The sequence below is a fragment of the Chryseobacterium pennae genome (genome assembly GCF_003385515.1).
GTDB classification, from domain to species: domain Bacteria; phylum Bacteroidota; class Bacteroidia; order Flavobacteriales; family Weeksellaceae; genus Chryseobacterium; species Chryseobacterium pennae.
The window spans coordinates 138,313-159,885 of record NZ_QNVT01000007.1 but is presented as its reverse complement, the minus strand read 5'-3'; the positions used below and the strand labels follow the sequence as shown (position 1 = coordinate 159,885).

At 36.0% G+C, this 21,573-nt stretch carries 19 protein-coding genes; 6 read left to right on the top strand and 13 right to left on the bottom strand.

Annotation, left to right across the window (positions count from 1 at the left end; genetic code table 11):
* Window positions 1-41: 41 nt before the first annotated feature.
* The 3 genes from ruvC to DRF65_RS09665 all read right to left on the bottom strand — a co-directional run bounded on the left by ruvC (window position 42) and on the right by DRF65_RS09665 (window position 2,443).
* The gene (gene ruvC / locus DRF65_RS09675; RefSeq protein ID WP_115970552.1) at window positions 42-596 is read right to left on the bottom strand and encodes a crossover junction endodeoxyribonuclease RuvC; all 555 of its coding nucleotides are present in this window, start codon (window positions 594-596) and stop codon (window positions 42-44) included.
* A 111-nt stretch (window positions 597-707) separates the two neighbouring features.
* The gene (locus tag DRF65_RS09670; protein WP_115970551.1) at window positions 708-1,238 is read right to left on the bottom strand and encodes a 2'-5' RNA ligase family protein; all 531 of its coding nucleotides are present in this window, start codon (window positions 1,236-1,238) and stop codon (window positions 708-710) included.
* Between the two features lie 98 nt (window positions 1,239-1,336).
* Entirely contained in the window at window positions 1,337-2,443 is a 1,107-nt protein-coding gene (locus tag DRF65_RS09665; protein ID WP_228438601.1) for a serine hydrolase domain-containing protein, read from the bottom strand.
* A 176-nt stretch (window positions 2,444-2,619) separates the two neighbouring features.
* On the opposite strand from DRF65_RS09665, the gene DRF65_RS09660 reads away from it, so the two are divergent.
* Window positions 2,620-4,029, top strand: coding sequence for a pyridoxal phosphate-dependent decarboxylase family protein (locus DRF65_RS09660; RefSeq protein WP_115970549.1), 1,410 nt, complete (start codon window positions 2,620-2,622; stop codon window positions 4,027-4,029).
* A gap of 151 nt (window positions 4,030-4,180) precedes the next feature.
* On the opposite strand, the gene DRF65_RS09655 is transcribed toward DRF65_RS09660, so the two are convergent.
* Entirely contained in the window at window positions 4,181-4,891 is a 711-nt protein-coding gene (locus tag DRF65_RS09655) for a Dph6-related ATP pyrophosphatase (protein ID WP_115970548.1), read from the bottom strand.
* Between the two features lie 127 nt (window positions 4,892-5,018).
* On the opposite strand from DRF65_RS09655, the gene DRF65_RS09650 reads away from it, so the two are divergent.
* Entirely contained in the window at window positions 5,019-7,751 is a 2,733-nt protein-coding gene (locus DRF65_RS09650; RefSeq protein ID WP_115970547.1) for a M16 family metallopeptidase, read from the top strand.
* A gap of 130 nt (window positions 7,752-7,881) precedes the next feature.
* Here the strand turns inward: DRF65_RS09650 and DRF65_RS09645 are convergent, their stop codons facing one another.
* From DRF65_RS09645 to DRF65_RS09635, 3 genes are all read right to left on the bottom strand, one after another.
* Window positions 7,882-8,913, bottom strand: coding sequence for a hypothetical protein (locus DRF65_RS09645; protein ID WP_123947309.1), 1,032 nt, complete (start codon window positions 8,911-8,913; stop codon window positions 7,882-7,884).
* Window positions 8,914-8,950: 37 nt separating this feature from the next.
* Window positions 8,951-9,820 (bottom strand): hypothetical protein, encoded by an 870-nt coding sequence (locus tag DRF65_RS09640; protein ID WP_123947308.1) that lies wholly within the window; start codon window positions 9,818-9,820, stop codon window positions 8,951-8,953.
* A gap of 176 nt (window positions 9,821-9,996) precedes the next feature.
* On the bottom strand, window positions 9,997-13,344 hold the full coding sequence (locus DRF65_RS09635) for a methylmalonyl-CoA mutase family protein (protein WP_115970544.1): 3,348 nt from the start codon (window positions 13,342-13,344) through the stop codon (window positions 9,997-9,999).
* 256 nt (window positions 13,345-13,600) lie between these two features.
* Here DRF65_RS09635 and DRF65_RS09630 point away from each other — a divergent pair, with 256 nt between their 5' ends.
* Window positions 13,601-13,933, top strand: a complete 333-nt coding sequence (locus DRF65_RS09630; RefSeq protein WP_115970543.1) for a hypothetical protein — start codon at window positions 13,601-13,603, stop codon at window positions 13,931-13,933.
* A gap of 43 nt (window positions 13,934-13,976) precedes the next feature.
* Here the strand turns inward: DRF65_RS09630 and DRF65_RS09625 are convergent, their stop codons facing one another.
* Entirely contained in the window at window positions 13,977-15,080 is a 1,104-nt protein-coding gene (locus DRF65_RS09625) for a DUF3667 domain-containing protein (protein WP_115970542.1), read from the bottom strand.
* Window positions 15,081-15,596: 516 nt separating this feature from the next.
* On the opposite strand from DRF65_RS09625, the gene rplM reads away from it, so the two are divergent.
* The 3 genes from rplM to rpsB all read left to right on the top strand — a co-directional run bounded on the left by rplM (window position 15,597) and on the right by rpsB (window position 17,414).
* Entirely contained in the window at window positions 15,597-16,052 is a 456-nt protein-coding gene (gene rplM, locus DRF65_RS09620; RefSeq protein ID WP_047385928.1) for a 50S ribosomal protein L13, read from the top strand.
* Between the two features lie 6 nt (window positions 16,053-16,058).
* Complete coding sequence (gene rpsI / locus DRF65_RS09615; protein WP_045501218.1) at window positions 16,059-16,445, top strand: 30S ribosomal protein S9; 387 nt, start codon at window positions 16,059-16,061, stop codon at window positions 16,443-16,445.
* Between the two features lie 207 nt (window positions 16,446-16,652).
* Window positions 16,653-17,414 carry a 30S ribosomal protein S2 gene (gene rpsB / locus DRF65_RS09610; protein WP_045501217.1) on the top strand — a complete coding sequence of 254 codons (762 nt, stop codon included), beginning with the start codon at window positions 16,653-16,655 and terminating at the stop codon, window positions 17,412-17,414.
* A 281-nt stretch (window positions 17,415-17,695) separates the two neighbouring features.
* Here rpsB and DRF65_RS09605 read toward each other — a convergent pair whose 3' ends face one another.
* The 5 genes from DRF65_RS09605 to DRF65_RS09585 form a co-directional block, all read right to left on the bottom strand.
* A complete protein-coding gene (locus DRF65_RS09605) occupies window positions 17,696-18,136 on the bottom strand; it encodes a DUF6759 domain-containing protein (protein WP_115970541.1) in 441 nt (146 codons plus the stop codon).
* Between the two features lie 6 nt (window positions 18,137-18,142).
* On the bottom strand, window positions 18,143-18,829 hold the full coding sequence (locus DRF65_RS09600; RefSeq protein WP_228438599.1) for a DUF6759 domain-containing protein: 687 nt from the start codon (window positions 18,827-18,829) through the stop codon (window positions 18,143-18,145).
* 21 nt (window positions 18,830-18,850) lie between these two features.
* On the bottom strand, window positions 18,851-19,528 hold the full coding sequence (gene trmB, locus DRF65_RS09595; RefSeq protein WP_115970540.1) for a tRNA (guanosine(46)-N7)-methyltransferase TrmB: 678 nt from the start codon (window positions 19,526-19,528) through the stop codon (window positions 18,851-18,853).
* A gap of 100 nt (window positions 19,529-19,628) precedes the next feature.
* Window positions 19,629-20,402, bottom strand: coding sequence for a DUF6759 domain-containing protein (locus tag DRF65_RS09590; protein WP_115970539.1), 774 nt, complete (start codon window positions 20,400-20,402; stop codon window positions 19,629-19,631).
* Window positions 20,403-20,646: 244 nt separating this feature from the next.
* Window positions 20,647-21,453 (bottom strand): hypothetical protein, encoded by an 807-nt coding sequence (locus DRF65_RS09585; RefSeq protein WP_115970538.1) that lies wholly within the window; start codon window positions 21,451-21,453, stop codon window positions 20,647-20,649.
* Window positions 21,454-21,573: the final 120 nt, after the last annotated feature.

Here is a 21,573-nt window from a genome sequence, read left to right as displayed (position 1 = left end):
AAGAATAAGTATTTCCATCTGTAACGGATAAGGAAAATACTTTACTTCAACCGGTCCGGATTCTGCTTCAAAAAACTATCCCACCCAGAATACGACTTTGTATCTGTAATCGTTCCAGAGTTAAAGTGATGACACACTGCAACAGCAAGACCATCAGAAGCATCTAAATATTTGGTAGGAAATTCCTTTAGCTTAAAAAGATTCTGAAGCATTCCTGCTACCTGTTCTTTGCTGGCATTTCCATTTCCGGTGATGGCCATTTTGATCTTTTTAGGAGAATACTCTGTGATGGGAACATTTCTGTATAAGCTCGCAGCCATGGCTACACCCTGTGCACGTCCCAATTTCAGCATACTTTGTACATTTTTTCCAAAGAAGGGAGCTTCAAGAGCGACTTCGTCCGGATGATACTCGTCAATTAAAGCTAATGTCTTTTCGAAAATATATTTTAGTTTGGTCTCATGGTTGGGATATTTTTTTAGAATCAGTTCATGAACGGCAACCATCTCCATTTTACCTTTTTTAACGGAAATAAGACCAAAGCCCATAACGGCTGTTCCGGGATCAATACCTAAAATTATCTTCTCTGCAATCATTGGGTCAAAGATAGGACTTTATAAAATAATATTGAGATAAGACGAAAAGATAAGAGGCTAATAGATGATAGATAATAGAAAAATAAAAGCTAAGGAAAAAACAGGTGGGGTTTACATTGTTTCTGTAAAGAGTTTCTCGGCAATAGAAACCCATTTTCCGTCATGGCGCAACAATAGAATTTTGTCAACTAAAAATTTCGTTTTGTATTCTTTGTGCTCATATTTTTCCCAGGCTTTAAGATAATTTTCCCAGGTCAGATCTCTGTATCCTACCGTCATATGAGGGGTAAAGGAATATTTAGCAAAGTTAAACTGCTGTTTTACTCTGTTGTGAAGATCTGTTAAATGAACATTGTCTTCAGGATGTACAAAGATCACCGGATTTTTGGGATTGGCAAAACTTCCGAAACCGTTCAGTTCAATTTCAAATGGAGAAAGGGTAGTATTAATCTTTTGAAAAGCAATGTGAATATCTTCTTCCAATTCCAGTTCCCTGGAGAAAGGTGGAAAAAGAGTGATATGTGCTTCATTTTTTAATGCCTTAGAGTTTCCATAAGAAACAGCAAGGTCTTTTTTAAAAGCTCCTATCTCTTTGATGATTTCTTCTGATGGGTAAATGGCAATGAAGTACATTTTTTTCATAAGGCAAATTAATAAATAAACTTGAATGCATAAAAAAAGCCTGCCCAAAATGCAGACTCTTTATATTTGCGATTGATCTTCGGAAAGGAATAGAAAGACTAATTTCCTGATCTAAGCTGATTAAGGGTGTTTTCAAGATGATCGGTAATCTTTTTTACTTCAATATGCGGTTTGAATACTAAGCCTTTTCCTTTTTCTTCATCTGCAATATTAGAAAGGATAATAACAGAAGTTTTCGTTTCAGGATAATAGATGTTCAGGGAAGGAGAACCTTTTACATACCCACTGTGAAAATACGAATTGGGCTTGCCGATATTCAGCATGATTCCATAGGCATAGCCCATTTTTCCAAAGATAGCATGTCGTCTTTCTGAGCTTTTTGCCATAAAGAGCTTGAGGGTTTCCGGTTTCAGGATTTTTCCGCCATAAAGAGCACTGTTCCAGGTGTGAAGATCATCAATGGTAGAAAGGATTCCCCCTGCAGGAGTTCCTATTTCTTTTCCCCCCAATCTTTTGGGCATATTCGGAACTTCTTCAGATTTATTTGCATTTCCAAGGTAAGCGGATGCAAAATGGGTTCCTTTAAAAATATCGCCGGTTGAGGAATGAGCCATACCTGCCTTTTTAAACAGTTCCAGCGCATTGTCATTATATGATTTTCCCGAGACTGTTTCTACGATTTTTCCCAGTGCATTAAACCCATCGTTGGAGTAGTTGAAATCTGTTCCGCTTTTAAACATTAGCTTACTTCCCATCATATTCAGTCCTGAAGTATGATTCAGCAGTTGATGAATGGTAATATTTTCGTATTCCTTAATCTGGAATTCCTTTAAGTATTTGGAAACTTTATCCGTCATATTTAATTTTCCCTGCTCCATCTGAAGCAAAACCATAGCTGCCGTGAACTGCTTACTTATGGATCCAATCGCAAAAATGGTTGCGCTGTCGATTTTAATTTTTCTCTTAAAATCTGAATATCCGTTTTCTTTTCTGTAAAGAGGAAGGGAATCCTTGAAAACTGCAATACTTCCATTGAAATGATATTTTTTGAATACAGAATCAACCTGCTGTTTCAAGAGTGTTTTCTGAAAAGCGGTGATGGTAGAATCAACAATGGCATTTTTATCAACAGAAGGAGCCGAGGGTTCTGTTTTACATGAAAATAAAAAACACAGAGGCAGAAGGAACATTAAATTTTTGATCACGGGTGTTTATTTTTTTAGATTAACATTGATATTCTTAAAGATACTGAAATTTTTAAGAGCAGTGTAGGATGCAAAATGCGTGCTAAGAAGGGAATTTTGAGGGATTTAATGCGTATTTAATGATTCTTTGTCTGGTATTCAATACATTTGAATAGAATATCTCTAACCCCAACATCATGGAAGAACATTTGAAAAATGATTCAGTAAACATAAGCCATCTATTGGATATTATAAAAAAGCAAGGCACCGAATACCTGAATACCCTTGCAGACAGACCTACATCAATAAATAATGCCCTTATACCAGAGTCGGTAGATCTTCCGGAATATGGCTATGGAACGGAAGAAGTCTTAAAGATATTCAATAAAAGATTTGAACCTATTATGGTGGGATCAGCAGGTCCAAGGTATCTGGGATTTGTTACCGGTGGTGCTACTCCAGCTTCTATGGCAGGAGACTGGCTTTCTACCATTTATGACCAGAATCCCCAATCAACAAAAGGACAGGGAGATATTTCAGCGAATGTAGAAATTGAGACTATTAGATTTATGCTGGAACTTCTGGAACTCCCGGACAGTTTTCTGGGTGGTTTTGTAACCGGAGCTACCATTTCTAATTTTACCTGTCTTGCAGTAGCCCGTCAATGGCTGGGAAAAGCAAAAGGCAGAGATATTGCCAAAGAAGGAATTTCTGAACCCATCAAAATTCTGACTGCAACTCCGCATTCATCATCTATTAAGTCATTATCTCTTTTGGGAATCGGAAGTAATAGTATCATCAGGATTAAAACTGAAGGGAGTGATCGTGAATCTATCTGCATTAAGGATCTGGAAGAGCAGATTATACATCTGAATAATGAGCCGTTCATCTTGATTTCCAGTGGTGGAACAGTAAATACCGTTGACTTTGATGATTTTACAGAGATCAGAAAACTGAAGGGAAAATATAATTTCTGGTGGCATATTGATGCTGCATTCGGAGGCTTTGCTGCTTGTTCAGATCATTATAAACATCTTGTCAAAGACTGGGAATATGCAGACAGTATTACCGTAGACTGTCATAAATGGTTGAATGTACCGTATGAAAGTGCTGTATTCCTGGTAAAAGAAGAATACAAAGTTTTACAGGTAGAAACCTTCCAGAACTCAAATGCTCCTTATTTAGGTGATCCTTTGGAAAATTTTGGCTATTTAAATTTTCTTCCTGAGAATTCAAGACGTTTAAAAGCACTTCCTGCCTGGTTTTCTATAATGGCTTATGGTAAGAAAGGGTATCAGTATATTGTAGAAAATAATGTTGCGCTGGCAAGAAACTTCGGAAAACTTATTGAAAACAGTGATGATTTTAAACTCTTGGCGCCAGTACGTCTTAATACAGTCTGTTTCACTTTAAGGGATGATGAAAAACAGGATATAGTAGGGAAATTCCTTGAAATGCTTAATGCTACAGGAAAAGTCTTTATGACTCCTACTGTTTATAATCAGCAAAAAGGAATCAGAGCAGCTTTTGTAAATTGGAAAACTACAGAAACAGACGTACAGCTGATATTTGATACAATGAATGACATTATTACAAAATTAAAGTAAAGTTTTAATGCCACGAATACACGAATATTTTAATTGTGCTTTCATCACTAAGCCACCCTTCTGAGTAATTTAATTATTATTCTCCATTAATAATAATCAAAATATTCTAAGCCTATTTATCCGTGTATCCGTGGCAAAAAATATTGCTGTTTTATTTTGCAATCAGATCACAGAACCAGAAAATATATTCTTCATCCTCATCTTCCGGATTAGATTTCGGTTTGGGATAAGTCTTTTTTACTGTTTCTCCGGTTTCAAACTGAACAGGACTTTTAAAAACGGGTCCATCAAAAGTAAATGTATGAAATTCCCCATTTTCTCCACACGGATCTACATTTTCAGGAAGATCATCAAGAAACTGCTGGTCAATAATTCTTCCTGCAAAACTTTTATCCAGGTAAGTTCCGTTTACACAGGTTACAATCGTTTTGAATCCTGATTTTAAAAACTCCTGAATCAGGTCTGAAGTATTTTGTTTCCAGAGAGGAAATACCGCCTGCATCCCGATGGTGTTTAATTGCTTCTCCCTGTATTGACGAAGATCTTCCAGGAAAATATCCCCGAAAATAGAATGAGTAATTCCCTGAGCCTGTATTTCAGCCATTGTTTTATTCATGATCTTCTGATATTCTTCCATAGATGGTTCTTTGGGAAGTTCCATCTTAATAAGAGGAATACCAAGAAGAGAAGTTTGCTGTTCCAAAAGATTAACATGTACACCGTGCATGGAAATTCTTTGAAACTCTTTATTGATACTGGTTAAAAGAGTTGCAATCTCATACTGATCTTCCTGTAATATTTTATAAAGAGCCAATGCAGAATCTTTTCCGCTGCTCCAGTTGAATAAGGCTTTAGGCTTCATGGATGAACACGTTTATTAATCCTGCAATTTTATGACAAAATTTGTAACATTTGGGTGATTTATACTGTCTAATTATTATAATACATTTGAAAACTTTCTAAATTAAACAGATTTAAAAATAAAACACATGAAAAATCTATTGGTTGGGACAGCTGTCCTGTTTTTTACGGGAATTGCCACACCCTTATTTTCACAGAAAGCGGACACTCCAAAATTTGTAAGTAACACAGAAGGAGTAAAAGAATATACTCTGAATAACGGGATGAAAGTCCTTTTGATTCCGGATCCTTCCCAAAGTAATATGGTGGTGAATATCATTTATAATGTAGGATCCAAACATGAAGGCTATGGAGAAAAAGGAATGGCACATTTACTGGAGCATATGTTGTTTAAAAGCACTAAAAAATTAGGTGATATTAAAAAACAATTGTCAGATAAAGGAGGAGATGCCAATGGAACAACCTGGTATGACAGAACAAATTATTACGAAATCTTTCCTTCAAGTGATGAAAACCTGAAATGGGCCTTAGAAATGGAAGCCGACAGGATGATCAATGCTACGATTCTTCAATCTGACCTGGATAAAGAGTTTTCTGTAGTGAGAAACGAGTTTGAGATCGGTGAAAATAATCCAGGATCCGTTTTAATGGAACGTATTGTATCCACAGCCTATTTATGGCATAATTACGGAAACAGCACCATCGGAAGTAAAGAAGATATTGAAAGGGTAAAAGCTGCAACACTTAGAAAATTCTATGAGAAACATTATCAGCCGGATAATGCAACCCTTGTTGTAGCAGGTAAATTTGATGAAAAACAGGCTTTAAACTATATTTCTCAATATTTCTCTGTTATTCCCAAACCTTCAAGAGTTTTAGACCAGACCTATACCGTTGAACCTGCGCAGGACGGAGAACGCTTTGTAGAGCTGAAACGTTCAGGAGACAGCAAAATTGTAGGAGCATTGTATCACACAGCACCTTATGCGGATAAAGACTATGCGGCTTTGGATGCTTTATCAGAAATTTTAACGGCAGATCCTTCAGGCTATTTATATAAAGCTATGATTGATTCTCATAAAGCAGCTTCTGTCTATTCATACCAGCCAACAGTAAGAGATGCGGCATTTATGTACTTTGGTCTGGAAGTGCCTGCAGATAAGGATGTAAAAGCTGTAGAAAGTGAATTCAGAACAGAACTGGATAAAGTTTCAGGCATTAAGTACACAGAACAGGATGTTGCAAGAGCCAAAGCTAAGATTTTAAAGCAAATTGAGAATACAAAAAACAATACGATTAATTTTGCTATTGAGCTGACAGAAATTGTAGGAGCTGGAAATTATAAATTAGGAATGTTATATCGTGATAATATCGAAAAACTGACCTTGGCTGATGTTCAGAGAGTTTCCGATAAATATTTTAAAACGAATAACAGAACGGTAGGGATATTTGTGCCTTCTAAAGATGAGGTAAGAGTTAAGAATATTGAATATTCTGACAATCAGATTGCTACTTTAACAAATAATTATAAAGGAAAAGCTCTTGAAAAAGAAGTGGCTCCTTTTGAAGCAAGTATTAAAAACCTAAAAGCTAATCTGTCTGAAGGCAAACTAAGCAACGGGATGAAGTATGGGGTGATCAGAAAAGAAATCAAAGGCGGAAAAGTATTGGGAAGTTTCCGTTTTCCTGTAGGTAATGCTAAAGACTTAAGCGGAAAAGCTCAGATTGGAGCTTTAATGGCTCAGGTGATGAAAACAGGAACTAAGACTCATACAAAAGAACAGATTCAGGATATGCTGGATCAGTGGAAATCTTCCATCAGTTTCTCATTCAGAGGACAAACATTATCTGCCAATGTAAGCACATACAAAGAGCATTTGCCAAAAGTAATGGATCTGATGAAAGAAATCCTTACAGAGTCTAACTTCCCTGAAGCAGAATTGGTAAAAACAGTCAATGAATATAATACTTCCCTTGAAGGCTCTTTAAATGATCCGCAGGCATTGGCATTTACTGAGATTGGAAAAATTACGGAAAACTATCCTAAAGAAAGCATCTTCTATACTCCATCTTTCAAAGAGCAGATTGAAGCTAATAAAACCATTAAAAGACAGGAGCTTGTAGACTTTTATAGTAAAATTATAGGAAGTAATAATGGGGTAGGAACCATGATCGGAGACCTGGATTCCAAGACAGCCTCTTCATTAATGGAAGGTGCCTTTGGGAAATGGAACTCAAAATCGAATTACGAACAAATTAAGCCTGAACTTTTTGCCACTAAAAAAGAAGATAAGATCTATTTGACTCCGGATAAAGAAAACGGCGCTGCAGTTGGAAAAATCAGCTTTTCTATGGATAGAAAAAGCTCTGATTATCCGGCACTTCTTATAGCGAACGAAATATTGGGAAGCGGAGGTTTTATGACCGCGAGAATTCCTATGAGACTTCGTGAAAAAGAAGGAATCAGCTATGGAGCAGGTTCGTATATGAATGTTCCGGCAGATAATGCCGTTGCCTCATGGGGTTGGTATGCATTCTTTAATCCAACGAAAAAAGATGCTGTGAATTCGGCATTAAAAGAAGAAGTGAATAAAGCTGTGAAAGAAGGATTTACCGAGGAAGAATTTAAATCCAATCTAACTTCCTGGCTGACCTCAAGAAAAACAAGCCTAGGAAATGAAAGTACCCTGATGGGGCTTGTAAACTCTCAGCTTCAGTATGGTATTCCTTTGGAGGATTATGATACACTGGAAGCAAAAGTTTCTGGCTTAAAAGTAGGACAGGTGAATGATGCCCTTAAAAAGTATATCAGTGAAGATAAACTGACTTCTGTTTTTGCAGGGGATTTCAACAAGAAATAATTGAAAATACATAACAAATAAAACCGCAGGTAATTCTGCGGTTTTTGTTTTTAAAACATTGATGTAACAATCAGTAATTCTATGACGAAAATAACTTCCATCCTCATACTTCCAGCTTCTGTTCTATAACTTATCTTTTGTTCTCAATTTCTCTTATCGGAATAAAATCTCCATTGAAATAATCAATTTTCATTTCAAAGGGAAGAACAGGGCTGCTCATGAAAGAAACCCCAATAGATGCATAGGTGTATGCCGGTGCAACAGTTATACTGGGTGAATTTGTATTTGATTTTATTTTCCCAACGAAATAATAGTCATTGTCTCTCTTTTCAGCCTTTGTAAACAGGTTTTCTATGGAGAGATAGGGATAAAGTTCTCCTTTGTATACTATCGCATAGATATTGTCTTTTTTTATCTCTTTTTCTTTGCCATCAAGAGTTTCATAGATTCTTACTATTTTCGGAGCATTACCATAAAATTTCACATTGGTGATTTCTTTGTTGGGTTGCTGATTTTTTAGAGATTGATAATCATTATATACCCCGTCTTTCAATTCAGAGGAACTGAAAATACTGATAGAACTTTTAGCGGTTCCCTCAAAATCATTAATTTGCTGATAAGTATAATGATGACGGGATACCGGTTTTTTAGAAGCGTTGACAGTGATAAAATCTACCAGGAATTCACTTCCTTTCTGCAGAAGTTCTTTGGTAACATCCGATTTGGCCTTGTGATCAATAACATGATTTACCTGCTCCAGTAAAGAATAGGTGCCGTCTTCATTTTTTGAAAATAAAAAGCCCTGGAAATAGCAATAGCCATGAACTGCCACTTCAGCAAAAAATAACTGTCTAAGATATAAAACTAAAGTTCCGTTTTCTGTATGCTCTCCGTTGAGGCTGTTTAAAACATTTTGAAATTGGTCAGAAAGAGAGGCCGCTGCAAACAAATTGGCTGGATTATTTAAAAGTCCCTTTCGGATCGTTCCTAATGAGGTTGTATCAATCCTACGGTCAATAAGTTTAATAGTCTTATAATAACTCTTATCTAATTTTTTAGTGGGAAGGCTGATGCTGAATTGATCAGGTTGCTTCTGTGCCGATATTATTGCTATGAAACAGAAGATAAGTAATGATGAAAATTTCTCAAGATAACTTTTCATAAGCATTGTTTTTGTGATAGGGGGTAGGCTGGAAGTATTATTTCCTGTAAGATACAATAGCTCCGTTTTCAAGGTAATAGTCGTCTCCAAAAAGTTCTTCCGCATAGATTTCCGGCAGAAAATAGGACTCTATCTTATTTTCTTTCTGATAGTGTTCAAATTCTCTTTTTGTAATTTCTTCACCATCCAGAAAATAGATGAACTCTTTATTTTTTGGATTAAAAGGGACCCTTTTCGCCTGATCCAGATTAAGATTCAGTATGTTATTATCCTTAATGTGCCTTTTATTTACAAAAAGAAAATATTTATTAGCATTAAGCTCTCCGTTTTTGGGATCTACTCCTTCAAGAACGAATACATTGCTCATTTTGATGAGATCAGCGGGAACGTGGATATAGTTTCCGGAGCTGAATCTTTTAAAAGGAGTAAGAAGGGTAATAGACTGATATTGGATGAGGTTTCCGGGATCTCCGGATAGTTTTATTTCCAGTGTCCTGTTAATTACAGGTTGAGGAACATCATAATCGTCATCCTCTGATTTGGGAGCGATCCAGACCATTCCCTGAATTTCAACGGCCTCTAAAGTATCGATTTTCATTTTTTGAGCGTTGAGATTTGAGGTAAATAAAATTGACAGAAAAATTCCACCGGCTATTTTTCTAAAAGGAAACTGGAAAAAATTGTATTGGGTTTCCGGTTTTTCTTTCGGAATGAATAAGCGATCGGCTTGAATTCTTCCACAAACAGAGGAATTGGATTTTAATAATGTTTTAATTTCCTCATCTGTTTTATCTGCAAGGTCATATACATTCTTTGAGCAAAGGTTACAAAAGCTCCCGCCAGATACTTTCCGCATGTCCTCACGGGCAACGGGGCAAGGTTCTTTAATTTGAAATTCCTTTTTCATGATCATCAGTTTTCTTACTTAAAAGTACAAAAAAACCTCAAGAAAATTTCTTGAGATTTTGATTTATTTTTTTTTATAACCGGTTATATTTCTCCTGTACTACCTGCTTCATAAATAAAAAACCTAACAGGATTCTGAATCCTGTTAGGTTTTGTTATATTAAGATGAATATCGTCTTACATATTTCTTCTGTACTTCCCACCCACTTCAAATAAAGCATTGGTGATCTGCCCTAAAGAACAGAATTTAACAGCATCAATCATCACTTCAAATAAGTTTTGCTGGTTGATCGCAGCATGCTGAAGTTTACTTAAAGCTTCTTCAGATTTATCTTCATTGGCTTTCTGGAAGTTATGAAGAGATTCAATCTGTGCTTGTTTTTCCTCTTCAGTAGAACGGATAACCTCTCCCGGAAGTACCGTTGGTGAACCGTCTTTTCCAAGGAATGTATTCACCCCGATGATCGGATACTCTCCAGTGTGTTTCAACCATTCATAATGCATAGATTCTTCCTGGATCTTGGAACGCTGATACATCGTTTCCATTGCACCCAGTACACCACCTCTTTCAGTAATTCTGTCGAATTCTGCATACACAGCTTCTTCCACAAGATCAGTTAGCTCTTCGATAATAAATGATCCCTGAAGCGGGTTCTCATTTTTAGCAAGACCTAATTCTTTGTTAATGATCAGCTGAATGGCCATAGCTCTTCTTACAGACTGTTCTGTAGGAGTTGTAATTGCTTCATCATAAGCATTTGTGTGAAGTGAGTTACAGTTATCGTAGATCGCATAAAGCGCCTGAAGGGTAGTTCTGATATCGTTGAAATCAATTTCCTGAGCGTGAAGCGAACGTCCCGAAGTCTGGATATGGTATTTCAGCATCTGGCTTCTTTCGTCAGCGCCATATTTCAGTTTCATGGCTTTTGCCCAGATTCTTCTTGCTACACGTCCGATCACTGAATACTCAGGGTCAATACCGTTAGAGAAGAAGAAAGATAAGTTTGGAGCAAAATCATTGATGTCCATTCCTCTGGACAGGTAGTATTCCACATAAGTGAAACCGTTTGCCAATGTAAATGCCAGCTGAGAAACAGGGTTGGCTCCTGCTTCAGCAATGTGATATCCTGAAATGGAAACAGAGTAGAAGTTTCTTACTTTCTCCTTGATGAAATATTCCTGAACGTCACCCATTAATCTTAGGGCAAATTCAGTAGAGAAGATACAGGTATTCTGAGCCTGGTCTTCCTTTAAAATATCAGCCTGAACGGTACCACGAACAGTAGCAATCGTTTTAGCTTTAATTTCAGCATATACCTCTGCAGGGATAATTTCGTCACCTGTTAATCCTAAAAGCTGTAATCCCAATCCGTTGTTGGATGGTGGAAGTTCACCTTTATATTTCGGTCTTTCTAACCCTTTATCATCGAATTTTTCTTTAAGCTTAGCCTCAACTTTAGCCTCTAATCCGTTTTCCTTGATGTATTTTTCAACATTCTGGTCGATAGCAGCATTCATGAAGAAAGCCAGCAGCATTGGAGCAGGTCCGTTGATTGTCATAGAAACAGAAGTCAATGCATTGACTAAATCAAATCCTGAATATAGCTTTTTAGCATCATCCAATGTAGCAATAGAAACTCCGGCATTACCGATTTTACCATAAATATCCGGTGGTAAAGCTGGATCCTGTCCATATAAAGTTACCGAGTCAAACGCTGTAGACAGACGTTTTGCAGGCATTTCTGCAGATACATAATGGAATCTTCTGTTGGTTCTTTCCGGACCTCCTTCTCCTGCAAACATTCTTGTAGGATCTTCACCTGTTCTTTTGAACGGATAAATTCCTGCAGTATAAGGGAAGCTTCCCGGAAGGTTTTCCTGGCCTTTCCATTGAATAAGATCTCCCCAGTCGTTATATTTTGGTAAGGCAATTTTTGGAATTCTTAAATGTGATAAAGATTCTGTAGACGTTTCTACTTTGATCTCTTTTCCTCTTACAAAATATGAATAGAATTCTGCCTGAAAAGCTTTCTTTGTATCATCCCAGGTTCTCAGGAAGTCGATGTTTTCCTGTTGAAGTTCTTTTTCAGCCTTTTGATATTCAGTATCTAAAGCTTCATTGGAAATAATATTTTTTACGCCTTCAATATGATACAGTTTTCTTGCAAGTTCAGCCTGTTTTTCAACACTGGCATCATAATGTTTGTTATTTTCAACAATTTCAGAAAGGTAACGGACTCTTTTTGGAGGGATAATCGTTACTTCCTCCGTAATTTCCTGTTCAACGAAAGTTTTAAGTCCTAAATCAGCAAATTTTTCGTTTACTTTTAAAACCAGTCTGTTATAAAGTTCTGTTGTTCCGTGATCATTGAACTGAGATGCTTTTGTAGCATATACAGGCATATCTTCCAATGGGTTTTCCCATAAAAGGTGGTTTCTCTGGAACTGCTTTCTTACGGCCTGAAGAGCATCAAGAGCACCACGTTTGTCAGATTTGTTTAACGCAACCAGATCCGCATAATCTAACATGTCGATTTTTTCCAGCTGAGTAGAGGCACCATATTCAGGAGTCATTACATACATGGAAACATCTGCAAAATCAGAAACCTCCGATCCGGATTGTCCGATTCCTGAAGTTTCAAGAATGATCACATCCGGATGAGCCAATTTTAAGACATTTAATGCAGAATGAATGAACGGAGAAACAGAAACGTTGTTCTCTCTGGTAGCCATTGAACGCATATACACTCTAGGATCATTAATTGCGTTCATACGGATTCTGTCACCAAGAAGTGCACCTCCTGTTTTCTTTTTAGAAGGGTCAATAGAAATGATTGCAATTTTTTTATCTGTATTGGAACGCAGGAAACGTCTTACCAATTCATCCGTTAAAGATGATTTTCCGGCACCTCCTGTTCCTGTAATCCCAATGATCGGAATATTTAAATCTTTTGATTTTTCATCAATAGCCTTTACCAATTCAGGTTTTTCATCTGAAAAGTTCTCCACTGCGGAAATAATTCTGGCAATACTTGTTGAGTTTTCAAAACTGATTGAGTCCAGATCGTTGGCTGTTACATCTTTTCCGGTAGCAAAGTCTGAACGGTGTACCAAATCATCAATCATTCCCTGAAGGCCAAGTTCACGGCCATCATCCGGAGAATAGATTCTGTCGATTCCGTAAGACATCAGATCTTTAATCTCTTCCGGAAGGATAACACCACCACCACCGCCAAAAATTTTGATCTGTGGTGAATTTTTTTCTCTTAAAAGATCATAGATATATTTGAAATATTCATTGTGACCTCCCTGATATGAAGTTAGTGCAATGGCATTGGCATCTTCCTGGATCGCTGTATTTACAACTTCCTCTGCTGATTTGTCATGTCCTAAGTGAATCACTTCACATCCAGTTCCCTGAATGACACGACGCATAATATTGATCGCAGCATCATGGCCGTCAAATAATGAGGCAGCCGTTACGATTCTTACCTTGTTGGTTGGAGTATATTTTTGGGTTTCCATAAAAATTCTAGAAAGTTTCTAAGTTTTCAAATATAATAATAAAAAAACAACCCTGTGTTTGATTTTATTAAATTGATTATCATTTGTTTATATTGCCTTATTTAATAAAATATCTCCAATTTTAGGTTTGAGAATTTGAAAGTCTAAAGGTTCGGTAGTTACAGAATTAAAAATGACTTCCGGATTTTGTTTAGAAATTGACAGATCCTGAATTACTCAAATTAAAATCTTTACTTTTGCACCATATTTTACAGACATGCAGAAAGCCTTAATATATTTTGCGTTGGGAACAGTAGTAAGCTTCCTTATCAATTATTTCTTTTTAAGTTCAGATAATATTGGCCTGGAGCTTTATTATGCCGTTGCTTTTGGGGCAGCATGGGGCATTGCTTATTATTTGGATACTCCGGATTTTACATTGCCTAAAAAATTGGGCCTGTCATTTGTTGTGATGGGAATTTTAGTTTTGATAGGAACTTTAATTTTTAAACTTGAACTGGCCATTCCATCCATACTGAAATTTTCAATGGTGTTTGTAGCCTATTATGTAATTGCAAGTTTTAGGGCAACCAAGTCATTAAGAAAATAAACAAATATAAATAAGGCTGTCACACTGGACAGCCTTATTTATTTTAGTGAATCATCAGGAAGCTTATCAAAGCAAGACCGACAACTAAAAACATAAATGCAATAAAATTAATGGTGAATAATATCATTCCGATGATAAGACTGACCAATCCATGTGAGTGATAAACGCGTCTGTGAGCAATAAAGAAATATCCCATACTGTATAAGGTCAGCAATGACATTATTAAATACAAAAGAGCATTGATCATCTTGAAGCCCGATAATCCTGTCAGTTTGGATATTAAGAATATAAGTAATATTATTAGCAATAGGAATGAGAAATAATGCAGAGTGAAAATTCCATGATCAAAATACCACCATTTTTTCTTATTGTGGAAAATCCATAAAAAGAAAGCAAAGATTGGGAGATAGATAAAAAGCGCTTTGGGTAGATTATGAAATGATTTTTCTACCATGCTGGTTACAATTTCTTCTTTTTTTACCCCATTATCTTTAAGTTCAAAGAATTTATGAGCGATTGGAATTTGAATGAAATCCAAAAATGAAGGGTTTTTGGCCATCGCTGAATCATAAGATTTTCTGGTTTTGTAGTTTCCAAAGCCGCTATTCGAATCTATTTTTTTATCCATCTCCAGAATTTTGGCGAAATCCTCTATTTTGGCTGAATCAGGAAGTACCTGTAGGCTTTTGATGGCAAGGGAATCTTCTTTTGTTAGATTTTTTCTAGCTTTTATACTATCTATTAATTTTTGGGTATCAGCAGGCTTTATATTCTTAATAATGGCTGCTTTGTCCAGGGTTCCTCCTTTATTGCTATCACTATTAAAAAGAACCATAGGAAAAAGGGCAAACATGAAAAATGTAATAAAACTGACAAAAATATAGAGCTTTACGGGAGGAACAAAGGTCTGTCTTTTACCCTCCAAGTAAATATTGGTAAGTTTTCCAGGTTTGAATATCAGATTCTTAACGGTTCCCCAAAATTGTCCGTCATAATGAGTAAAGTCTTCAACGAAGTGAGTGAATAGAAAATAGAAAGGCTGTCTACGTTCAGTATTTTCCTGTCCGCAGTGAGGACAGAATCTTTCTTCTACTTGATGCCCGCAATTCAGGCAGGTTTTATCTTCTCGTATCTTTCCGTGGCTCATAGTACTTATTTGTGCGACAAAGATAATTATTTCAGTAAATAAGCAATGATATCACTAGACTTTTAAAGGAATCTTTAAATAAAATTAAAATTAGAATCAATAATGATGCTTCAAAGAAAAAGGAGTCAATATATAAATGAACTATAATATTAATAGGTTGAGTTGAAATATCTGCTTTATAAAATATAATAGATTCTCTTAAGATTAGAACTTAAAGGTCAGGAAAAGTACTTTACTTGAATTTTAGAAGAAAAGTAATAAAGAAAGAGTTGAGGGAAAGAACTCTTGCTTTATCATAATTTGTGTTTTTAGAACCTTCTAAACGTTTTTTTTCATCGCCACAACATTTAACAAGTTTTGTGCCAAAAGTATAAATAGTGTTAAAATCTATTGCTATAGAGTTGAATAGCAGATATTCTATAGATTAAATGAAATATGTTTTTGGGATATAAAAATAATTTGTACCTTTGCACACCCTTTTAGGGGTAAATTATGTTTAATCTTTAACTAAAACGTGTGAATACATTAAGTTACAAAACTGTTTCAGCGAACAAAGCTACTGCTAATAAAGAATGGGTTGTGGTAGACGCTGAAGGACAGCCGTTAGGAAGACTAGCTTCTACGGTTGCAAAGATTTTGAGAGGTAAGCACAAAACGAATTTTACACCTCACGTAGATTGTGGTGATAACGTAATCGTTTTGAATGCTGGGAAAATTACGCTTTCCGGAAACAAGTGGGCTGATAAGACTTATATCTGGCATACAGGATATCCTGGAGGACAGAAGTCTATGACTGCGGCTGAACTTCAAAAGAAAGATTCTTTAAAGGTATTAGAGAAGTCTGTAAAAGGTATGTTACCTAAAAACAGATTAGGATCTGCTATCCTTAAGAACCTTTATTTATATGAAGGAACTGAGCACAAACATGAAGCTCAACAGCCTAAAACAATTAATGTTAACGAATTTAAATAATTAATTATGTCTATAGTTCACAAAATCGGAAGAAGAAAAACTTCTGTAGCTAGAGTTTATGTAAGACCAGGTTCTGGTGTTATTACAGTAAACGGTAAAGATGCTGCAACTTATTTCTCTACAGACGTGATGGTTTACAAATTAAACCAACCGTTTATCCTTTCTGAGACTGTTGGTCAGTATGACGTTACCGTAAATGTTTTCGGTGGTGGTAATACAGGTCAGGCAGAAGCTATCAGATTAGGTATTTCAAGAGCTTTATGCGAAATCAACGCTGAGTTCAGATTAGCATTAAAGCCAGCTGGTTTACTTACAAGAGACGCAAGAATGGTGGAAAGAAAGAAGCCAGGTCAGAAAAAAGCAAGAAAGAGATTCCAATTCTCAAAACGTTAAGATTTCTTGTTGGCGAATGGCTATTGGCTATTGGCTACAGAAATGTACTACATTTTATTTAAACTTAATCTCGGCGAAAAGCCTGCTGCCAAAAGCAAAAAGCAAAGCGCCCATTGCCCGTTATGTTTAGCATCCAAACGCTTCTCCCATCTAAAGAAGTTGTTGATTGTTTAAAAGACGGAAAGTAAACTAACAAAAACAGAAAACATGGCAAAAGCAAATGTAAAAGACCTTTTAGAGGCTGGCGTACACTTCGGTCACATGACTAGAAAGTGGAATCCAAATATGGCTCCATACATTTTTATGGAGAAGAACGGTATTCACATTGTAGACTTACATAAAACAGCAGTTAAATTAGATGAAGCGTGCAGCGCTTTAGAAAAATTAACTTCTGCAGGTAAAAAAGTTCTTTTCGTAGCTACTAAGAAGCAAGCGAAAGAAGTGGTTGCAAAACACGCTTCTGAACTTAATATGCCTTATATTACAGAAAGATGGCCAGGGGGTATGTTAACGAACTTCGTTACTATCAGAAAGGCGGTAAAGAAGATGAACTCTATCGACAAAATGAAAAAAGACGGTACGTTCGAAACTTTATCTAAAAAAGAAAGATTACAAGTTGACAGACAAAGAGCTAACTTAGAGAAAAACTTAGGTTCTATCTCTGACATGGTTAGACTTCCTTCTGCAATCTTTGTAGTTGATATCTTAAGAGAACACATCGCGGTAACTGAAGCTAAGAAATTAGGTATTCCAGTTTTCGGTATCGTTGATACAAACTCTGATCCTAGAAAAGTAGACTTCGTTATCCCAGGAAACGATGATGCTTCTAAATCTATCGATATGATCTTGAGCATTGTTTCTGATTCTATCAAAGAAGGTCAGTCTCAAAGAAAAGCTGATAAAGAAAAATCTAAAGAAGAAGGAGAAAAAGTATCTGCTGATACAGATGCTGATTTTGATGCAGAATAATTAAAGATTTTCTTTAATATAGGAAAAACGCTGGATTGAAATCCAGCGTTTTTTTGTTTTTATATGTACTCACAGATTTTTTGCAGATAATGCAGACTTATATAAGCGTTTATAATCCTATACAAGCCTCAATAAGAACTTTAAATGATATATTGATTCCTTCCTACGGAATAAATTAGAGGATCTGAAAAAATGGTATAAGAAAGCAGAAATCGACTGCCTTTAGAATATCTGAAAAATATTTATAAAATAGAAACCCCACAGTAATCTGCGGGGTTTATTTAATTTGAAATTTTTATAGCATAAGAAGTGGTGATAAACTTTGTAGACTGATAAGAAGAGTTACAAAGCATTCCGGATAATCTGTAGTTCTGATTCTTCGTCACCATTGTATATCCTATTTTTCCGGCACCTATTGGAATTTTTTTAAAAAAACCGTTTCCGCTTACTGTAAGAACCATATTGCATGGAGATTTGTTTTCTACAGAAATGGAAGTCTTAGGATTACCGGGGTCATCATTATTGAGAAGATCACTCAGAACTTCAGCTGTTTCAGGCTTATAGGTCTTTATCAGTTCATTGTATTCCCTTTCCGCATTAGCAGCACTGCTGCCTCCACCAGTATTGGTAGGGTAGGGGTTTCTTATGGGATAACCACCGTAATTTACACTACAACTGGTAAGGATCATTGAAACCCCGGTAAGAACTAATAACTTTTTCATACCCGTTTATTTTTTTGCTTTTCTTTTTTTTAATGGTTTTTCAGGTGGAGCTTTTGTTGTTGAAACCGGTTGAGCTCCTGGCTGACGTGGATTGTCTATGGTTACAAAGATACTTCTTTTTATATCTTTTTGAGAAAAGTACTTCATGTCACAAACATTGCTGCTTAGTGTATAAGAGCCTTTATTAACTATAATGAAGTTTTCTCCGTGAGCAGGAACTGCAAGATTGTAATAATCTTTTCCTTCTATCCGGAGAACAATATTACAATCCGAATTATTCTTAAATAAAAGAATAGATTCTTTTTTAGTAATGTCCTCATTAAGCATTGTATTTAAAAGCTGTGCGGTTTTCTCCTTACGTTCGGCAGATGTTTCGGCAAGTAACCGCTTGAATTCTTCTGCTTCATTAGAGTTGGGATCTTTCATTGCATTTTTTGGGATATCTGCAATGACGGGCCTGGCTTCCATAGGTTTGGCAGTACGTGATCCCTTCGTCCACTCAGAGTTTTTTAAAGCAATGAGCTTAGGTTTCAGCACACTTTTTTTAGGATCGTCAGGGTGTGCGGTCTTAAGATATTCTTCAATTTCCTTGATATTTGTGCTTTTTAGGATATCTTTACTACCTTTTTGTGAATAGATAAAGACAGGGGTAAGGAAAGAGAAAAATAAAATCGTCAAAAATTTTTTTTTCATCAATAGTGTTTGTTTATTTCATCAGTGTATCCGGAATTTTATATAGGTTATCGTTTTTCCTTTTGCTGAGAACAGTTGCTCATAATACGTCTGGATGTCTCTCAAATGCGGCGTATTAGGATCGTATTCAGGAGCTCCGTAGATATCGTGGTGAGCGGTAATGATTTCATATCCTGCTCCCTGTAAATATCCAAGAGTATATCCGTGAAGAAACTCTGAGTCCGTCTTCAGGTGGATGATCCCTCCTGGCTTCAGGAATTTTTTATAACGGGCTAAAAAGTCCGGATGTGTTAATCTATGTTTTGTTCTTTTGTATTTGATTTGTGGGTCCGGGAAGGTAATCCAGATTTCATCCACTTCATTTTCGGCAAAGAAATAATCTACAAGTTCGATCTGTGTTCTTAAAAAAGCCACATTAGTCATTCCGTTTTCCACTGCTTCTTTGGCACCGAACCAGAACCTAGCCCCTTTAATATCAATCCCGATAAAGTTTTTTTCAGGAAATGTTTTGGCTAATCCTACAGAATATTCTCCTTTTCCACAGCCTAGCTCAAGAACAATAGGGTTGTCATTTTTAAAGAAGTTTTCTCTCCATTTTCCCTTAAGTTCAAAGCCTTCTAAAGCGTTTTCTCTTGTAGGTTGAATTACATTCGGTAATATCTTGTTTTCTGCAAATCTTGCTAATTTATTCTTGCCCATTAAGTCATTTATAAAATGAGTGCAAAAATAGTAAAATTTAGACAGAATTGAGGTCTTTTAATGCTAAAAGACCTATGGGGAAACTATTATATTGTTTTGATTATTTTGATGTTGCGCTGCCTAATGCAACCATGATGGGTCTTTGGATGGTCTTTTGTGATGCGTACTCTGCACCACAGACTAAACTTGTGAAAAGATACTGGCCTTTTTCCACTACAATTGAGTTGTCTTTATGAGCCGGAACAGCAAGTCTATATTTTGTAGTTCCTACCCCTTCCATTCTTACGATAATGTTACAGTCAGATTGATTTTGGATAAGGACAATACATTCCTTGGCATTGGGATCATTATCAAACAGAGAGTTAAGGATCTTCACTGTTTTATTTTGATGTTCGATAGGAGAAATATTCATCAGCATATTAAACTCTTCTGCTTCTGCATTAGGAATGGCTGCATTGGCTGATGTATTAACAACAAAAGCATTCTGAGCGCTGCTTGGAGTATAGGTTTCTGTAGATTTTTTAGCGGCAAGTTCAGCTTTATATTTAGCAATCTGCTTCTGTTTGATGATTGCATTCATTTCATCAAAAGTAATCTTCGTAGAAGGTCGCCTCCGTAACAAAGCCAGCATTTCCTGCATGTCTTTTACTTTTTGATCTTCCGGATGGGCATTTTTAATGTATTCTTTCATCATTTCCATAACCCGGGGTTTCAGTACTGACCTTCGGGGATCATCAGGATGAGCGTCCCTTAAGAAAGCATTGATTTCGTAAATATTATTGCTTTTCAGAATTTCGCTGTAGTCTTTTCCTTTCTTTTGGGCAGACATACTGAAAAACAAGACCGATGCAAGAAGTAAAAGTATTTTTTTCATTAATAAATATTAAGTTAAAAATGGGTTACTTTTTCTTAATTTGGTTTTTGGGCAATTAGTATTTAATAGGATAACGAAATAGTATTGTTTTTATTTTAAACACATTATTGTGACATAAAATTAAACATATTTTTAAATATAAATGAAATATATTCAATGAAAAATAAATGATTAATAATGGGGTGTTCTGCTTGTTATAAAAAAAACCATGTAAAAATTACATGGTTTGTATAGATCTGGATGGCTATTTATCAGCCTGTTGAGGACTGATGACTTCCTGAAGATGCGAGTTCTTTAGTCGTTTCTGATAAATAGGCATGTATTTTTCAATAGGAATTTTTATAGCTTCGTAATTTCCTGCCAGTACATAAGGTTGTATATTTTCAGAAGTATAAACGAATTGCAGGAAGTTATCGATCAGATTTTCAGGAATTTTAAATTTCGCAAAATAATCTTTACCTAAGTAATTTTTGATCTGGGTGATGGAAGTATTCATGCTCTCATAAGCCTTATAACGTTGTTTTTTCTTTCTCTCTCCGGAAAGCATATCATAGATGCTTTCAATGCTGAAGGTCAATCCGCCATCTCTTAATCCGGCAACCGGAAGCTCTGGTGGTGTTCCGTCTCCTTTAGGCTCAGGAAGCCCTATCACTTTTTTGATCGCCAGTGCTTTGTCTTCTTTTCTTAGTGAGTTTACATCATACCTTAAGTTACCTGTAGGTTTAAATCTGCTGAGTACAATTTCCTGGATCTCATAATAGGCAATTTTCAGTTCTACCAGATTTTTTTGTTCCATAAGCTGAGGAGTAAGCTTAATATCCTTCCGTTCAGTAACAATTGAGGTAAAACGGATGACATCTCCAGAATTGGCAGGAACACTGAAGTTACCGTTATAGTCAGCAAGTACAGTCTTTTGAGTATTTAAATTGGTAACATATACCTGATTAAGATAAAGGATCGAGTTATCTCTCAGAAATACCTCTCCGGAATATATTTGGGCATTGATTTTTGCCAGAAAAATCAACAGCAACAGAGTAAACAGTTTCTTCATATAATTGGCAAAATTACATAGAAATCCAGCAATTTCTGCTTAATTAGATAACGAATAGTGGTTAAAGTTATATTAAACTTTAGTATTCAATTGTTAATGAATGTTATAAATATATTTCCA

What these genes read in the sequence shown, in the direction of transcription:
- DRF65_RS09655 (WP_115970548.1), bottom strand. Translation starts at nt 4,891, where the DNA reads ATGAAGCCTAAAGCCTTATTCAACTGGAGCAGCGGAAAAGATTCTGCA.
- DRF65_RS09645 (WP_123947309.1), bottom strand. Translation starts at nt 8,913, where the DNA reads ATGAAAAGTTATCTTGAGAAATTTTCATCATTACTTATCTTCTGTTTC.
- DRF65_RS09635 (WP_115970544.1), bottom strand. Translation starts at nt 13,344, where the DNA reads ATGGAAACCCAAAAATATACTCCAACCAACAAGGTAAGAATCGTAACG.
- rpsB (WP_045501217.1), top strand. Translation starts at nt 16,653, where the DNA reads ATGGCAAAAGCAAATGTAAAAGACCTTTTAGAGGCTGGCGTACACTTC.
- DRF65_RS09650 (WP_115970547.1), top strand. Translation starts at nt 5,019, where the DNA reads ATGAAAAATCTATTGGTTGGGACAGCTGTCCTGTTTTTTACGGGAATT.
- DRF65_RS09605 (WP_115970541.1), bottom strand. Translation starts at nt 18,136, where the DNA reads ATGAAAAAGTTATTAGTTCTTACCGGGGTTTCAATGATCCTTACCAGT.
- DRF65_RS09640 (WP_123947308.1), bottom strand. Translation starts at nt 9,820, where the DNA reads ATGAAAAAGGAATTTCAAATTAAAGAACCTTGCCCCGTTGCCCGTGAG.
- DRF65_RS09585 (WP_115970538.1), bottom strand. Translation starts at nt 21,453, where the DNA reads ATGAAGAAACTGTTTACTCTGTTGCTGTTGATTTTTCTGGCAAAAATC.
- rpsI (WP_045501218.1), top strand. Translation starts at nt 16,059, where the DNA reads ATGTCTATAGTTCACAAAATCGGAAGAAGAAAAACTTCTGTAGCTAGA.
- ruvC (WP_115970552.1), bottom strand. Translation starts at nt 596, where the DNA reads ATGATTGCAGAGAAGATAATTTTAGGTATTGATCCCGGAACAGCCGTT.
- trmB (WP_115970540.1), bottom strand. Translation starts at nt 19,528, where the DNA reads ATGGGCAAGAATAAATTAGCAAGATTTGCAGAAAACAAGATATTACCG.
- DRF65_RS09590 (WP_115970539.1), bottom strand. Translation starts at nt 20,402, where the DNA reads ATGAAAAAAATACTTTTACTTCTTGCATCGGTCTTGTTTTTCAGTATG.
- DRF65_RS09630 (WP_115970543.1), top strand. Translation starts at nt 13,601, where the DNA reads ATGCAGAAAGCCTTAATATATTTTGCGTTGGGAACAGTAGTAAGCTTC.
- DRF65_RS09660 (WP_115970549.1), top strand. Translation starts at nt 2,620, where the DNA reads ATGGAAGAACATTTGAAAAATGATTCAGTAAACATAAGCCATCTATTG.
- DRF65_RS09600 (WP_228438599.1), bottom strand. Translation starts at nt 18,829, where the DNA reads ATGAAAAAAAAATTTTTGACGATTTTATTTTTCTCTTTCCTTACCCCT.
- DRF65_RS09625 (WP_115970542.1), bottom strand. Translation starts at nt 15,080, where the DNA reads ATGAGCCACGGAAAGATACGAGAAGATAAAACCTGCCTGAATTGCGGG.
- DRF65_RS09670 (WP_115970551.1), bottom strand. Translation starts at nt 1,238, where the DNA reads ATGAAAAAAATGTACTTCATTGCCATTTACCCATCAGAAGAAATCATC.